The organism is Flavobacterium hungaricum (assembly GCF_015182285.1).
GTDB classification, from domain to species: domain Bacteria; phylum Bacteroidota; class Bacteroidia; order Flavobacteriales; family Flavobacteriaceae; genus Flavobacterium; species Flavobacterium hungaricum.
The window spans coordinates 1,176,100-1,192,417 of the sequence record NZ_PRDM01000002.1; the positions used below are offsets into that span (position 1 = coordinate 1,176,100).

General features: G+C 35.8%; 13 protein-coding genes and 4 tRNA genes. All 17 read left to right on the forward strand.

Translation table 11 applies throughout. The annotated features are described in order from the left end of the window. Positions 1 to 6: 6 nt before the first annotated feature. The 17 genes from C4F50_RS12940 (at position 7) to rpoC (ending at position 16,313) form a co-directional block, all read left to right on the forward strand. Positions 7 to 1,149: an acyl-CoA dehydrogenase family protein gene (locus tag C4F50_RS12940; RefSeq protein WP_194139072.1), complete on the forward strand. Its 1,143-nt coding sequence runs from the start codon at positions 7 to 9 to the stop codon at positions 1,147 to 1,149. Between the two features lie 132 nt (positions 1,150 to 1,281). Further along, positions 1,282 to 1,476 (forward strand): 30S ribosomal protein S21, encoded by a 195-nt coding sequence (gene rpsU / locus C4F50_RS12945; RefSeq protein WP_026730435.1) that lies wholly within the window; start codon positions 1,282 to 1,284, stop codon positions 1,474 to 1,476. 89 nt (positions 1,477 to 1,565) lie between these two features. Further along, complete coding sequence (locus C4F50_RS12950) at positions 1,566 to 2,459, forward strand: tyrosine-type recombinase/integrase (protein WP_194139073.1); 894 nt, start codon at positions 1,566 to 1,568, stop codon at positions 2,457 to 2,459. Positions 2,460 to 2,493: 34 nt separating this feature from the next. Continuing rightward, a complete protein-coding gene (gene hpf / locus C4F50_RS12955; protein WP_125722466.1) occupies positions 2,494 to 2,796 on the forward strand; it encodes a ribosome hibernation-promoting factor, HPF/YfiA family in 303 nt (100 codons plus the stop codon). A 90-nt stretch (positions 2,797 to 2,886) separates the two neighbouring features. Next, positions 2,887 to 2,963 (forward strand) — tRNA-Thr (locus tag C4F50_RS12960). A 124-nt stretch (positions 2,964 to 3,087) separates the two neighbouring features. After that, a tRNA-Tyr gene (locus C4F50_RS12965) sits at positions 3,088 to 3,168 on the forward strand. A gap of 88 nt (positions 3,169 to 3,256) precedes the next feature. Continuing rightward, positions 3,257 to 3,328 (forward strand) — tRNA-Thr (locus C4F50_RS12970). Positions 3,329 to 3,383: 55 nt separating this feature from the next. Then, a complete protein-coding gene (gene tuf, locus C4F50_RS12975) occupies positions 3,384 to 4,571 on the forward strand; it encodes an elongation factor Tu (protein WP_194139074.1) in 1,188 nt (395 codons plus the stop codon). Between the two features lie 60 nt (positions 4,572 to 4,631). Continuing rightward, positions 4,632 to 4,702, forward strand: a tRNA-Trp gene (locus C4F50_RS12980). A gap of 18 nt (positions 4,703 to 4,720) precedes the next feature. Further along, on the forward strand, positions 4,721 to 4,918 hold the full coding sequence (gene secE / locus C4F50_RS12985; RefSeq protein ID WP_194139075.1) for a preprotein translocase subunit SecE: 198 nt from the start codon (positions 4,721 to 4,723) through the stop codon (positions 4,916 to 4,918). 10 nt (positions 4,919 to 4,928) lie between these two features. After that, a complete protein-coding gene (gene nusG / locus C4F50_RS12990; protein ID WP_194139076.1) occupies positions 4,929 to 5,480 on the forward strand; it encodes a transcription termination/antitermination protein NusG in 552 nt (183 codons plus the stop codon). 67 nt (positions 5,481 to 5,547) lie between these two features. Beyond that, entirely contained in the window at positions 5,548 to 5,985 is a 438-nt protein-coding gene (gene rplK / locus C4F50_RS12995) for a 50S ribosomal protein L11 (RefSeq protein ID WP_008466923.1), read from the forward strand. Between the two features lie 13 nt (positions 5,986 to 5,998). Then, on the forward strand, positions 5,999 to 6,688 hold the full coding sequence (rplA, locus tag C4F50_RS13000; protein ID WP_012024013.1) for a 50S ribosomal protein L1: 690 nt from the start codon (positions 5,999 to 6,001) through the stop codon (positions 6,686 to 6,688). 22 nt (positions 6,689 to 6,710) lie between these two features. Next, on the forward strand, positions 6,711 to 7,214 hold the full coding sequence (gene rplJ, locus C4F50_RS13005) for a 50S ribosomal protein L10 (protein ID WP_194139077.1): 504 nt from the start codon (positions 6,711 to 6,713) through the stop codon (positions 7,212 to 7,214). A gap of 93 nt (positions 7,215 to 7,307) precedes the next feature. After that, complete coding sequence (gene rplL / locus C4F50_RS13010; protein ID WP_007807437.1) at positions 7,308 to 7,679, forward strand: 50S ribosomal protein L7/L12; 372 nt, start codon at positions 7,308 to 7,310, stop codon at positions 7,677 to 7,679. A 263-nt stretch (positions 7,680 to 7,942) separates the two neighbouring features. Next, positions 7,943 to 11,755: a DNA-directed RNA polymerase subunit beta gene (rpoB, locus tag C4F50_RS13015; RefSeq protein ID WP_194139078.1), complete on the forward strand. Its 3,813-nt coding sequence runs from the start codon at positions 7,943 to 7,945 to the stop codon at positions 11,753 to 11,755. A 247-nt stretch (positions 11,756 to 12,002) separates the two neighbouring features. Next, positions 12,003 to 16,313, forward strand: a complete 4,311-nt coding sequence (rpoC, locus tag C4F50_RS13020) for a DNA-directed RNA polymerase subunit beta' (protein ID WP_194139079.1) — start codon at positions 12,003 to 12,005, stop codon at positions 16,311 to 16,313. Positions 16,314 to 16,318: the final 5 nt, after the last annotated feature.

Below are 16,318 nucleotides of genomic sequence, written 5' to 3' on the forward strand. Positions count from 1 at the left end.
TAGCATATGAATTTTGAATATAATGAAACGCAGTTGATGATTGCAGAATCTATTAAAGATTTTGCTGAAAAAAATATCAGACCTTATATAATGGACTGGGATGAAAACCAAATTTTCCCTACTTCTCTATTTAAACAACTTGGAGAGATGGGATATATGGGGGTTTTAGTACCAGAAGAATATGGCGGTTCTGGATTAGGTTATCATGAATATATTACAGTAATTGAAGAAATTTCAAAAGTAGATCCTTCAATTGGATTGTCAGTTGCAGCGCATAATTCTTTATGTACGAATCATATTTTGACTTTTGGGAATGAAGAACAAAAGAAAAAATGGCTTCCTAAACTTGCCATTGCAGAGCATATTGGAGCTTGGGGATTAACGGAGCACAATACAGGATCTGATGCTGGAGGTATGAATACTACTGCTGTTAAAGATGGAGATCACTGGATTGTAAATGGTGCAAAAAACTTTATAACACATGCAATTTCTGGAGATATAGCCGTCGTGATTGTTCGAACAGGCGAAAAAGGAGATTCTAAAGGGATGACTGCATTTGTTTTTGAAAAAGGAATGCCTGGATTTACATCAGGAAAAAAAGAAAATAAATTAGGAATGCGTGCCAGCGAAACAGCCGAATTAGTTTTTGATAATTGTCGAGTGCCGGATGCTAATAGGTTAGGAGAAGTGGGGCAAGGATTTATTCAAGCTATGAAAATACTAGACGGCGGGCGTATATCAATTGGTGCAATGTCGTTAGGTGTAGCTAAAGGTGCTTATAATGCAGCGCTAAAATATTCTAAAGAAAGACATCAGTTTGGTCAGTCTATAAGTAATTTTCAAGCTATTGCCTTCAAATTATCGGATATGGCTACTGAAATTGAGGCTTCTGAACTATTGTTACATAAAGCGGCATTCTTAAAAGAGCAGCATAAACCAGTGACTTTGAGCGGGGCTATGGCAAAAATGTATGCTTCTGAAGCTTGTGTTAAAATCGCAAATGATGCTGTTCAGATTCATGGAGGATACGGTTTTACAAAAGATTATCCAGTAGAAAAATTTTATCGTGATGCTAAATTGTGTACTATTGGTGAAGGTACTACCGAAATACAAAAGCTGGTTATTTCTAGAAATTTATTGAAAGAATAATAACAAGGAATAAATAATAGCTGTCATAAATCTATTTGTCTTTTCTTTTTTCTAAAAAAAAACAAATTTATAGTTTCTAATTCATAATTAATATATACATTTGCAGCCTTAACGAGAGGAGGTGTCTATATTATGTTAATTATACCAATTAAAGACGGAGAAAATATCGATAGAGCATTAAAGCGCTATAAAAGAAAATTTGATAAAACAGGAACTGTTCGTCAATTAAGAGCACGTACTGCTTTTATTAAGCCTTCTGTTATCAAAAGAGCTCAAATTCAAAAAGCGGCTTACATTCAAGGCTTGAAAGATAGTTTAGAAAGTTAGTAAACGACTTTTTTAAAATAATTACCGTTAGTGATCAAAATGTTTTAATTTTGATGCTAACGGTTTTTTTTGTTCTTAATTTTTAAAATATGAAAACAAATAAAGAGGCTTTTAGTGATTATCTTCTGCTTGAAAAGAAATACTCGCTTCATACGGCTGAGGCTTATATGGGTGATATTTTGTCTTTTGAGGATTTTTGTAAATCTAATTTCGAACAAGAAGGTATTGAACAGGCAGGTTATAGTCAGATAAGGAGTTGGATTGTTGATTTGGTTGATCGAAATGTATTGAATGTTTCTATAAATAGGAAGATGGCGTCTTTGAAAGCTTTTTATAAATTTCTTTTAAAAACGAAGCAGATTGAAGTTAATCCGATGTTGAAGCATAAATCTTTGAAGACGCCTAAAATAGTTCAAATCCCTTTTTCTGAAAAAGAGTTAAAAGATTTGCTGGTTCAGATAGATTCTCCTTTGGGTTTTGAAGAGGTTCGTGATAAGCTTATTGTTGAGATGTTTTATATGACAGGAATGCGTCGAGCGGAATTGATAGGATTGATGGTTAAGAATGTTGATGTTTATTCTGGAGTGGTAAAAGTTTTGGGTAAAAGGAATAAAGAGCGTATAATTCCTGTTTTGCCCATTGTTGCAGATCAGCTTGGTTCTTATTTAAAGGAGAGAGAAGCGTTGAATGAGGTGGTGGATTCTGATTATTTTTTTCTTTCCAAAAAAGGGTTAAAATTAAGCGAATCTTTTGTTTATCGATTAATAAATTCATACTTTAGTAGGGTCTCAGAAAAGGTGAAAAAAAGCCCGCATGTGTTACGGCATACTTTTGCTACTCATCTTTTAAATAATGGGGCAGATTTGAATTCGGTTAAAGAATTGTTAGGGCATTCGAGTTTGGCATCGACACAGGTTTATACTCATAATAGTTTGGCGGAACTAAAAAAAGTATATAAAGGTGCGCATCCTAGAAATAAGTAATAATTCGAAAATGTTAAATCTTAAAATTTGTATTATGAAGGTAGATGTTCATGCGGTTAACTTTACTGTTGACAGAAAATTGGTCGATTTTATTCAAGAAAGAATGGGTAAATTAGAAAAATACTATGATCGTGTAGTGTCGTCTGATGTTTTTTTAAAAGTTGAAAGAACGAGTGATAAGGAGAATAAGATGGTGGAGATAAAGATTAATGTTCCTGGTGACGATTTTTTAGTAAAGAAACAGTGTAAAACTTTTGAGGAGGCGGTTGAGCTTTCGGCGGAATCTTTAGAACGTTTACTTGTAAAAAGGAAAGAAAAAATAAGAGCACATATTTAATTGAAATTTTTTTCGAAAAATGTTTTGATTAAAAGATAAAATACCTACATTTGCAGTCCGTTAGAAATAGCGGACTTTTTTAATGTATTCGCCGATGTAGCTCAGCTGGCTAGAGCAGCTGATTTGTAATCAGCAGGTCGTGGGTTCGAGTCCCTCTATCGGCTCCAGAAAAGTTTCAAATACGATTTGAAATGTGTTCTTTTAAAATATTGAAATACAATAATTTGTGTTTAAATTTTAAGGTTTTGGGTTTTGTCTAAAGTCTGGAATTTATAGTCGTGAATTATTAAAGGGGAGATACTCAAGCGGCCAACGAGGGCAGACTGTAAATCTGCTGTGTGAACTTCGCAGGTTCGAATCCTGCTCTCCCCACAAAAAAAAAGAAGTTGAGATTTTGGATTGTAGGTTTTGGATTTAAAATCTGAGATCTAAATTCAAGAATCTGAAATCAGAACTCTCTGCCGACTTAGCTCAGGGGTAGAGTGCTTCCTTGGTAAGGAAGAGGTCACGGGTTCAAATCCCGTAGTTGGCTCAAGTAAGTAGGAAATTGAAAATTAATATATAACTAAGATTAAAAATTAAGTAAAATGGCAAAGGAGAATTTTAATCGTTCCAAACCGCACTTAAACATAGGTACAATTGGACACGTGGATCACGGAAAAACTACATTAACTGCAGCAATTACAAAAGTATTGTCTGATGCTGGTTACTGTCAAGCAAAATCGTTTGATCAAATCGATAACGCTCCAGAGGAGAAAGAAAGAGGTATTACTATTAATACATCACACGTAGAGTACGAAACTGCTAACCGTCACTACGCTCACGTTGACTGTCCAGGTCACGCGGATTACGTAAAGAACATGGTTACTGGTGCTGCTCAAATGGACGGAGCTATCTTAGTAGTTGCTGCTACAGATGGTCCAATGCCACAAACTCGTGAGCACATCCTTTTAGGTCGTCAGGTTGGTATTCCAAGAATCGTTGTTTTCATGAACAAAGTGGATATGGTTGATGATGCTGAGTTGTTAGAGCTTGTTGAAATGGAAATTAGAGATTTATTATCTTTCTACGAATATGATGGAGATAATGGTCCTGTAGTTCAAGGTTCTGCTTTAGGAGGATTGAATAATGATCCTGCTTGGGTACCAAAAATCATTGAATTAATGGATGCTGTTGATGCTTGGATCGAAGAGCCAGTGCGTGACGTAGCAAAACCATTCTTGATGCCGGTTGAAGACGTATTTACAATTACAGGTCGTGGAACTGTTGCTACAGGTCGTATCGAAACTGGTATTGCTAATACAGGTGATGCTGTTGAAATCATTGGTATGGGAGCTGATAAATTAACTTCTACTATTACAGGAGTTGAGATGTTCCGTAAAATCCTTGATAGAGGTGAAGCTGGAGATAACGTAGGTTTATTGTTAAGAGGTATTGATAAAGAATCTATCAAAAGAGGAATGGTTATCATTAAGCCAGGATCAGTAAAACCACACGCTACTTTCAAAGCTGAGGTTTATATCTTGAAAAAAGAAGAAGGTGGACGTCATACTCCATTCCACAATAACTACCGTCCACAGTTCTACGTACGTACAACTGACGTAACAGGAGTTATTACTTTACCAGAAGGAGTAGAGATGGTAATGCCAGGAGATAACTTGACTATCAATGTTGCTTTATTAAGCCCAATCGCAATGAGCGTAGGTTTACGTTTTGCTATCCGTGAAGGTGGTAGAACTGTAGGTGCAGGTCAGGTGACTGAAATCATAGGATAATCCTATAAAAATTATAAAAAGCCAGTTGATTTTCTTAACTGATATCACTGGCTTTTAATTACGGGCGTAGTTCAAGGGTAGAATAGCGGTCTCCAAAACCGTTGATGGGGGTTCGAATCCCTCCGCCCGTGCAATAAAAAATAGATCAAATGACAAAAGTTACTAATTATTTATCAGAGGCCTTCGAAGAGTTAAAGTCGAATGTTACTTGGCCAGCTTGGGCTGAAGTTCAGAAATTAACAATTGTTGTAGCTGTATTTTCTGTTCTGTTTGCCTTAGCAACTTGGGGAGTTGACGAATTATTTGCTAAAGCTTTGGCTGGATTTTTTAACTGGTTAAAAGCGTAATTTTTTTGTGATGGCAGATAATAATGTGAAAAAATGGTATGTAGTTAGAGCTGTTAGTGGTCAAGAGAATAAAGTGAAAGCTTATATCGAGACTGAAATAGCTAGGCTGGGTATGGAAGATTATGTTTCTCAAGTTTTAGTTCCAACTGAAAAAGTAGTAACTGTAAAAGAAGGGAAAAAATTGTCTAAGGATAAAGTTTACTTTCCTGGATATGTAATGATTGAAGCGAACCTGGTTGGAGAGATTCCTCATATTATTAAGTCAATTACAAGTGTTATTGGTTTTTTAGGAGAAACTAAAGGTGGAGAGCCTGTTCCTTTGAGGCTTTCAGAGGTTAATCGTATGCTAGGTAAGGTCGATGAGCTTACTGTTAGTACAGATACTCGTTCTATTCCATTTACTGTTGGAGAAACTGTCAAAGTTATTGATGGACCTTTTAACGGCTTTAATGGATCGGTTGAAAAAATCAATGAAGAAAAGCGTAAACTTGAAGTAATGGTTAAGATTTTCGGAAGAAAAACACCATTAGAATTAAGTTTTATGCAAGTTGAAAAAGTATAATTTTTTGTTACATATATAATAACCATTGTAATCGCTTCCATTGATTACAGTGTTAAATTTTTTAAAAATGGCTAAAGAAATTAGTAAGGTAGTTAAACTACAAGTTAAGGGAGGTGCTGCGAATCCGTCGCCACCGGTTGGACCTGCTTTAGGAGCTGCTGGGGTAAACATCATGGAGTTCTGTAAGCAGTTTAATGCTAGAACTCAGGATAAACCTGGCAAAATTTGTCCAGTGCAAATCACTGTGTACAAAGACAAATCATTCGATTTTGTTGTTAAGACTCCTCCAGCAGCGGTTCAGTTAATGGAAGCTGCAAAGCTAAAATCTGGTTCTGGTGAGCCTAATCGTAAAAAAGTAGCTAGTGTTACTTGGGAACAAATTAGAACTATTGCTGAAGACAAAATGCCAGACTTAAATGCTTTTACAATCGAAAAAGCAATGAGTATGGTCGCTGGAACAGCTAGATCTATGGGTATAACTGTATCAGGAGATGCTCCTTTTTAATTAAGAAAAAGACATGGCAAAATTAACAAAAAAGCAAAAAGAGGCTGCTTCAAAAATTGAAAAGAACAAATTATACTCTCTAAAAGATGCTGCGGCATTATTGAAAGTTGTTGCTTCTGCAAAATTTGATGAGTCTGTTGATATCGCAGTTCGTTTGGGTGTAGATCCAAGAAAAGCGAATCAAATGGTTAGAGGTGTAGTTACATTACCTCACGGAACTGGTAAAGACGTTAAAGTATTAGCATTGGTTACTCCAGACAAAGAAGCGGAAGCTAGAGAAGCTGGAGCAGATCACGTTGGTCTTGACGATTACTTACAAAAAATTAAAGACGGTTGGACAGATGTTGATGTAATCATCACTATGCCTGCTGTTATGGGTAAATTAGGTCCATTAGGTCGTATTTTAGGACCAAGAGGTTTAATGCCAAACCCTAAAACAGGTACTGTAACTATGGATGTTGCAAAAGCTGTTCAAGAGGTTAAAGCTGGTAAAATTGACTTTAAAGTTGATAAAACTGGTATCGTTCACGCAGGAATTGGTAAAGTTTCTTTTGGAGCTGAGCAAATTGTTGACAACGCACACGAAATTATTCAAACATTAATAAAACTTAAACCAACTGCTGCTAAAGGTACATACATCAAAGGTATTCACCTTACAAGCACTATGAGTCCTGCTATTGCATTAGACCCAAAGGCAGTATAATTGGTAGTTAAAAATTTTTAGTATGACTAGAGAAGAAAAATCAATCGCGATTGAAAATTTAACTGCGCAGTTAGCTGGTACAAATATCATTTATGTATCTGATATTTCTGGTTTAAACGCAGAAACAACTTCAAACTTACGTAGAGCTTGTTTTAAAGCAGGTATCAAATTAGAAGTTGTAAAGAACACTTTGCTTGCAAAAGCAATGGAAGCTTCTGCTAATGATTATGGTGATTTACCTACAGTTTTAACTGGTAACAGTGCTATTTTCATTTCTGATGTTGCTAACGCACCTGGAAAAATTATCAAAGATTTCCGTAAGAAATCTGATAAACCAGTTTTAAAAGGAGCATACATCAATTCTGAAGTATATATTGGAGATAACCAATTAGATGCATTAGCAACTATCAAATCAAAAGAAGAGTTACTTGGAGAAATTATTGGATTATTACAATCTCCAGCTCAAAGAATTATTTCTGCTTTACAAAACAAATTCGCTGGAAGCGAAGAAGAAACTGAAGCATAATAATCAAAACAAGGGAGCTTATTTCCTTGTAGCTTAATTAGCGCACAATAATTAAATTATATTTTTTACAAATCATTTTAAACGATAGAGAAAATGGCAGATTTGAAACAATTCGCAGAACAATTAGTTAACTTAACAGTTAAAGAAGTTAACGAATTAGCAACAATATTAAAAGATGAGTATGGTATCGAGCCTGCTGCTGCAGCTGTAGTAGTTGCTGCTGGTGGTGGAGAAGGTGCTGCTGAAGAAGCACAAACTGAATTTACAGTTGTATTGAAAGAAGCTGGTGCTTCTAAATTAGCAGTTGTGAAATTAGTAAAAGAACTTACAGGTTTAGGTCTTAAAGAAGCTAAAGATGTAGTTGACGGTGCTCCATCAAACGTAAAAGAAGGTGTTTCTAAAGAAGAGGCTGAAGGTCTTAAAAAATCATTAGAAGAAGCTGGAGCTGTAGTTGAGCTTAAATAATTTAACTCAGTTTTAAAACTAGGTTTAGGTCTTGAGTCATAAGCTCAATGGCCTAAACCATTTTTCGTATAATAAAATATATAAAATTTTATTAGCAAATAGTTTAAAATACATAGAGTTTTTGATCAATACGAAGAAAAAAAATTAAACTTAGAATTTTCGTTTATTTTTAAAGATGTATTGATTTTAAAAAGAAAGTATAAATTAAACAATGTGTTTTTACACAAAAATCTACTTTTTTTTAATCAAAATTTTGTTCATTGATGATAACAAATCAGACTGAAAGATTGAATTTTGCCTCTACAAAAAATATTCCTGACTATCCGGATTTTCTAGATGTTCAGGTTAAATCCTTTAAAGATTTTTTTCAATTAGAAACTAAATCAGACGAGAGAGGCAACGAAGGATTGTACAATACCTTCATGGAAAACTTCCCAATTACAGATACAAGAAATAACTTTGTATTGGAATTCCTTGATTATTTTGTAGATCCGCCGCGTTATACAATTCAAGAATGTATAGAGAGAGGTCTTACCTATAGTGTACCTTTAAAAGCTAGGTTGAAACTATATTGTACAGATCCGGAACACGAAGATTTTGAAACTATTGTACAAGATGTTTATCTTGGTACAATTCCTTATATGACTCCAAGCGGTACTTTTGTTATCAATGGTGCTGAGCGTGTAGTAGTATCTCAATTACACCGTTCTCCTGGGGTTTTCTTTGGACAATCATTCCACGCAAACGGAACTAAACTTTATTCTGCCAGAGTAATTCCTTTTAAAGGATCTTGGATAGAATTTTCTACAGATATCAACAGTGTTATGTACGCTTATATCGATAGAAAGAAAAAATTACCTGTTACAACTTTATTCCGTGCTATTGGATTCGAAAGAGATAAAGATATCCTTGAGATTTTCGACTTAGCAGAAGAAATTAAAGTTTCTAAAACAGGTATCAAAAAATATATTGGAAGAAGACTTGCTGCACGTGTATTGAATACATGGCATGAGGATTTCGTTGATGAAGATACTGGAGAGGTAGTTTCTATCGAACGTAACGAAATCATCCTTGATCGTGATACTATTATCGATAAAGATAATGTTGAAGAGATCATTGATTCTAACGTTAAATCTATTTTGTTACACAAAGAGGATAATAATCAAGCAGATTATGCTATTATCCACAATACATTACAAAAAGATCCAACAAACTCTGAAAAAGAAGCTGTAGAGCACATTTACCGTCAGTTGCGTAACGCTGAACCGCCTGATGAGGAAACTGCTCGTGGTATTATAGATAAATTGTTCTTCTCTGACCAACGTTACAACTTAGGTGAGGTAGGTCGTTACAGAATGAACAAAAAATTAAATTTAGATATCCCAATGGATAAGCAAGTGCTTACTAAAGAGGATATCATTACTATTGTAAAATATTTGATCGAATTGATCAACTCTAAAGCAGAGATTGATGATATTGATCACTTATCAAACCGTCGTGTTAGAACAGTTGGTGAACAATTGTCTCAACAATTCGGTGTTGGTTTAGCACGTATGGCTAGAACTATTCGTGAGAGAATGAACGTTAGAGATAACGAGGTGTTTACACCAATCGATTTGATTAATGCTAAAACATTATCTTCGGTTATCAACTCTTTCTTTGGTACTAACCAGTTGTCTCAATTTATGGATCAAACGAATCCATTAGCTGAGATTACACACAAAAGAAGACTTTCTGCACTTGGACCAGGTGGACTTTCGAGAGAAAGAGCTGGTTTCGAGGTTCGTGACGTTCACTACACACACTATGGTCGTTTATGTCCGATTGAAACTCCGGAGGGACCAAACATTGGTTTGATTTCATCTCTTGGTGTTTATGCAAAGGTAAACGGAATGGGATTCATTGAAACTCCATACCGTAAAGTAACTAATGGTGTAGTTGATTTAGAAAGTACTCCAATTTACTTAAGTGCTGAAGAAGAAGAAGGTAAAATGATTGCTCAGGCAAACATTGAAATGGATGAAAGTGGTAAAATTACAGCTAGCAATGTTATTGCTCGTGAGGAGGGTGACTTCCCAGTTGTTGAGCCAAATGTAGTTCATTATACAGACGTTGCACCGAACCAGATCGCTTCAATTTCGGCTTCATTGATTCCTTTCTTGGAGCATGATGATGCGAACCGTGCGTTGATGGGATCTAACATGATGCGTCAGGCGGTTCCGTTGATCCGTCCTGAAGCTCCGATTGTTGGTACAGGTTTAGAGCGTCAGGTAGCTTCAGATTCGAGAGTATTAATCAATGCTGAAGGGCATGGAACTGTTGAATATGTTGATGCAAATATCATTACTATTAAATACGATCGTACAGAAGACGAGAGAATGGTTAGTTTTGATGCTGATGAGAAAACATACAACTTAATTAAATTTAGAAAAACCAATCAAGGTACAAGTATCAACCTGAAACCAATCGTAAGAAAAGGGGACAGAGTTATTCCTGGACAAGTATTGTCAGAAGGATATGCTACTCAAAATGGTGAATTAGCTTTAGGTAGAAACTTAAAAGTTGCGTTCATGCCATGGAAAGGGTACAACTTCGAGGATGCGATTGTAATTTCTGAAAAAGTAGTTCGCGATGATATTTTTACATCTATCCACGTTGATGATTATTCATTAGAGGTTAGAGATACTAAGTTAGGAAACGAAGAGTTAACAAACGATATTCCTAACGTTTCTGAAGAAGCTACTAAAGATTTAGATGAAAACGGTATGATTAGAATTGGAGCAGAGGTTAAACCTGGCGACATTTTGATCGGAAAAATTACACCAAAAGGAGAATCAGATCCTACTCCAGAAGAAAAATTGCTTCGTGCAATCTTCGGGGATAAAGCAGGTGATGTAAAAGATGCTTCATTAAAAGCTTCTCCATCTTTACACGGTGTAGTTCTTGACAAAAAATTATTTGCAAGAGCCGTAAAAGATAAACGTAAACGTACTCAGGATAAAGATGCTTTAGGCGCTTTAGAAATGGAATTCGAAACTAAATTTGTTGAATTAAAAGACAGATTGGTTGAAAAATTATTCTTGATCGTAAACGGAAAAACATCTCAGGGTGTAATGAATGATTTGGGTGAAGAAGTTTTACCAAAAGGTAAAAAATATACTCAAAAAATGCTTTACGCAGTAGAAGATTTTGCTCACTTAAGCAAAGGTCAATGGGTTGCTGATGACGCTACAAATAAAATGGTTAATGATTTGATTCATAACTATAAAATTAAGCTGAACGACTTACAAGGATCTTTAAGAAGAGAAAAATTCACTATTACAGTTGGGGATGAATTACCATCTGGAATCTTGAAATTAGCGAAGATTTATATTGCTAAAAAACGTAAGTTGAAAGTAGGGGATAAAATGGCAGGACGTCACGGTAACAAAGGTATTGTTGCTAGAATCGTTCGTCATGAAGATATGCCTTTCTTAGAAGACGGAACACCAGTAGATATCGTATTGAATCCACTTGGGGTACCTTCACGTATGAACATTGGTCAGATTTATGAGACTGTTCTTGGATGGGCTGGTATGAACTTGGGTAGAAAATTTGCTACTCCAATTTTTGACGGTGCTTCTCTAGACGAGATCAACGCTTTGACTGATGAAGCTAACGTACCACGTTTTGGACATACATACCTTTATGATGGTGGAACTGGAGAGCGTTTTGCACAAAAAGCTACTGTGGGTGTAATTTACATGCTTAAATTAGGACACATGGTTGATGATAAGATGCACGCACGTTCTATCGGGCCATACTCATTAATTACGCAGCAGCCATTAGGAGGTAAAGCGCAATTTGGAGGTCAGCGTTTTGGAGAGATGGAGGTTTGGGCACTTGAAGCTTATGGAGCATCAAGTACACTTCGTGAAATCTTAACAGTTAAATCTGACGACGTTATTGGTAGAGCTAAAACTTACGAAGCTATCGTTAAGGGTGAGTCTATGCCAGAACCAGGTTTACCAGAATCATTTAATGTATTGATGCACGAATTGAAAGGTCTTGGACTTGATATTCGTTTAGAAGAATAGTAAAAGTTTTGTAATCGGTCTCATTTTTTAATGGGACTGATTACTCATTTATATAAGTTTTTAAAGATTTATACCCGTAACCCGTTCCGATTTTTTATATGCATATATAATTAGCACTTCAAATTAGATTTGGAGTTTAGAGAAGTAACTCGAGGTAGTAGCTGAATGATTAACTCTTTTCTTTTAAAGAGTAGATTATAAATCTAAAATCAATTTTTTAATTGCAAATAAATCAATAGTAAAAACTATGATGAATAATAGAAACAATAATAAAGATAAAAATCAGGTAAAAAGATTTAATAAAATCTCTATCGGATTGGCTTCACCAGAATCTATCTTGAAAGAATCAAGAGGAGAGGTTTTAAAGCCTGAAACTATCAACTACAGAACGCACAAACCAGAACGTGACGGACTTTTCTGCGAAAGAATCTTCGGACCTGTTAAGGATTTTGAGTGTGCTTGTGGTAAATATAAAAGAATTCGTTACAAAGGTATCATCTGTGACCGTTGTGGTGTTGAAGTTACTGAGAAAAAAGTACGTCGTGACAGAGTAGGACACATCAACCTTGTTGTGCCTATTGCTCACATCTGGTACTTCCGTTCTCTTCCAAATAAAATTGGTTATATCCTTGGTCTTCCATCTAAGAAATTAGATATGATCATTTACTACGAAAGATACGTAGTAATCCAGGCTGGTATTGCTAAAAATGCAGATGGAGAATCATTACAAAGATTAGATTTCTTAACTGAAGAGGAATATTTGAATATTTTAGATACTCTTCCGCAAGAAAACCAATATTTAGATGATATGGATCCTAATAAGTTTGTTGCCAAAATGGGAGCAGAGTGTATTATGGATTTATTGGCTCGTATTGACTTAGATGCTTTATCTTATGAATTAAGACACAGCGCTAATAATGAGACTTCTAAACAACGTAAAACTGAAGCTTTAAAAAGATTACAAGTTGTTGAGTCATTCCGTGAGTCTAACTTAAACCGCGAAAATCGTCCAGAATGGATGATCATGAAAGTGGTTCCAGTTATCCCGCCAGAATTACGTCCACTTGTGCCGCTTGATGGAGGTCGTTTTGCAACTTCAGATTTGAACGATTTATATCGTCGTGTAATCATCCGTAACAACCGTTTGAAAAGATTGATGGAGATTAAAGCTCCAGAAGTTATCTTAAGAAATGAGAAACGTATGTTACAGGAATCTGTAGATTCATTATTCGATAATACTCGTAAAGCTTCTGCTGTTAAAACAGAATCTAACAGACCATTAAAATCATTATCTGATTCCTTAAAAGGTAAGCAAGGACGTTTCCGTCAAAACTTACTTGGAAAACGTGTGGATTATTCTGCTCGTTCGGTAATTGTTGTTGGTCCTGAGTTAAAATTATACGAATGCGGATTGCCAAAAGATATGGCTTCTGAATTATACAAACCTTTCGTTATCCGTAAATTGATTGAAAGAGGTATTGTAAAAACAGTAAAATCTGCTAAGAAAATCATTGACAAAAAAGAGCCGGTAGTTTGGGATATCCTTGAAAACGTAATTAAAGGACACCCAGTATTACTTAACCGTGCTCCTACTTTGCACAGACTTGGTATTCAAGCATTCCAACCTAAATTAATTGAAGGAAAAGCGATTCAGTTACACCCATTAGTATGTACGGCATTCAACGCCGATTTCGATGGTGACCAGATGGCAGTTCACTTACCATTAGGACCAGAGGCTATTTTAGAGGCACAATTATTAATGCTTGCGTCTCATAATATATTGAACCCTGCAAATGGTGCTCCAATTACGGTACCTTCTCAGGACATGGTCTTGGGTCTTTACTATATGACCAAAGAGCGTATTTCTACAGAAGATCACATTATTTTAGGTCAGGATTTGACTTTCTATTCTGCTGAAGAAGTAAATATTGCATTAAACGAAGGAAGACTAGAATTGAATGCTCGTGTGAAAATTAGAGCAAAAGATTTTAATGACGCTGGAGAATTAGTGTACAAAATTATCCAAACAACTGCAGGACGTGTATTATTCAACGAAGTAGTACCAGAAGCAGCTGGATATATCAATGACGTATTGACTAAGAAAAACCTTAGAGATATTATCGGACACATTTTAAGTGTGACTGATGTACCTACTACAGCAGCTTTCTTGGATAATATGAAAGATATGGGGTATAAATTCGCATTTAGAGGAGGTTTATCATTCTCTTTAGGTGATATTAGAATTCCAGAACAAAAAACTAAATTGATTGCAGATGCCAGAGAGCAAGTTGAAGGTATCTCAACCAACTATAACATGGGTCTTATCACCAATAACGAGCGTTACAACCAAGTTATTGACGTATGGACTTCTGCGAATGCTCAGTTAACAGAATTAGCAATGAAAAATATTAGAGAAGACCAGCAAGGTTTTAACTCTGTATATATGATGCTTGACTCTGGGGCGAGGGGTTCTAAGGAGCAGATTCGTCAGTTAACAGGTATGCGTGGTTTGATGGCTAAGCCTAAAAAATCTACTGCCGGTGGTGGTGAGATTATTGAAAACCCGATTCTTTCTAACTTTAAGGAAGGCCTTTCGATTCTTGAGTACTTCATTTCTACTCACGGTGCTCGTAAAGGTCTTGCGGATACGGCTCTTAAAACGGCCGATGCTGGTTACTTAACAAGAAGGCTTCATGACGTTTCTCAAGATGTTATCGTTAACATCGAAGATTGTGGAACTTTAAGAGGTGTTGAAGTAGCTGCATTGAAGAAAAATGAGGAAATCGTTGAATCATTAGGAGAAAGAATTTTAGGACGTGTTGCATTACAAGATGTAATTAATCCGCTTACTAATGAAGTAATGGTTCAATCTGGACAGCAGATTACTGAAGCAATTATGAGAACGATCGAAGCTTCTCCAATTGAAAAAGTAGAGGTTAGATCTCCATTAACTTGTGAAGCTTTAAAAGGTATTTGTGCTAAATGTTACGGTAGAAACTTAGCTACTGGTAAGATGACACAAAGAGGTGAAGCTGTCGGAGTTATTGCAGCTCAGTCTATTGGTGAGCCAGGTACACAGTTGACACTTCGTACGTTCCACGTTGGAGGGGTTGCTGGAGGTATCTCTGAAGAGTCTAGTATTGTTACAAGATTCAACGGTAGATTAGAAATTGAAGATTTAAAAACAGTTAAAGGAGAAGACGGAGAAGGAAACTCTGTTGATATCGTAGTTTCACGTTCAACTGAGTTGAAATTGGTTGACGAGAAAACTGGAATTGTTTTAAATACACATAACATTCCTTATGGATCTAGTATTTTTGTAAATGACGGAGATACTGTTGCTAAAGGAACTGTAATCTGTAAGTGGGATCCATATAACGGTGTAATTGTTTCTGAGTTTACTGGTAAGATTGCTTACGAAGATTTAGAGCAAGGACAATCGTTCATGGTTGAGATCGATGAGCAGACTGGTTTCCAGGAAAAAGTGATTTCTGAGGCAAGAAACAAAAAATTAATCCCAACTTTATTGGTTTACGGTAAAGAAGGAGAATTGATTCGTTCATACAACTTACCAGTAGGTGCACACCTTATGGTTGAGAATGGTGAGAAAATTAAAGCAGGTAAAGTATTAGTAAAAATTCCACGTCGTTCTTCTAAAGCAGGAGATATCACGGGAGGTTTACCAAGAATTACGGAGCTTCTTGAGGCTCGTAACCCTTCAAACCCAGCAGTTGTATCTGAAATTGATGGTGTTGTATCTTTCGGTAAAATCAAAAGAGGTAACCGTGAGATCGTTATCGAATCTAAATTTGGTGAGATTAAAAAGTATTTAGTTAAACTTTCCAGCCAGATCTTAGTACAAGAAAATGACTTCGTAAGAGCGGGAGTTCCATTGTCTGACGGTGCTATTACACCAGACGATATCTTGAGAATTCAAGGACCGGCTGCTGTTCAACAGTACTTGGTAAATGAAATTCAAGAGGTTTACCGTTTACAAGGGGTAAAAATTAATGACAAGCACTTTGAGGTAGTTATTCGTCAAATGATGCGTAAAGTAAGAGTTCAAGATCCAGGAGATACATTATTCTTAGAAGATCAATTAATTCACACTAAAGACTTTATCGTTCAAAACGATAAATTATATGGTATGAAAGTAGTTGAAGATGCTGGAGATTCTGCTGTATTAAAACCAGGTCAGATTATTACACCTCGTGAATTACGTGATGAAAATTCATTATTGAAACGAAATGATAAAAATCTTGTTGTAGCAAGAGACGTAATTACTGCAACTGCAACACCAGTATTACAAGGTATTACAAGAGCTTCGTTACAAACTAAATCATTCATTTCTGCGGCTTCATTCCAGGAGACAACGAAAGTACTTAACGAAGCTGCTGTAGCTGGTAAAGTAGATGATCTAGAAGGATTGAAAGAAAATGTAATTGTTGGACACAGAATTCCCGCGGGAACTGGTATGAGAGAATACGATAACACTATCGTAGGATCTAAAGACGATTACAACGAAATGATGGCTAATAAAGAAGAATATATTTATTAATTTAG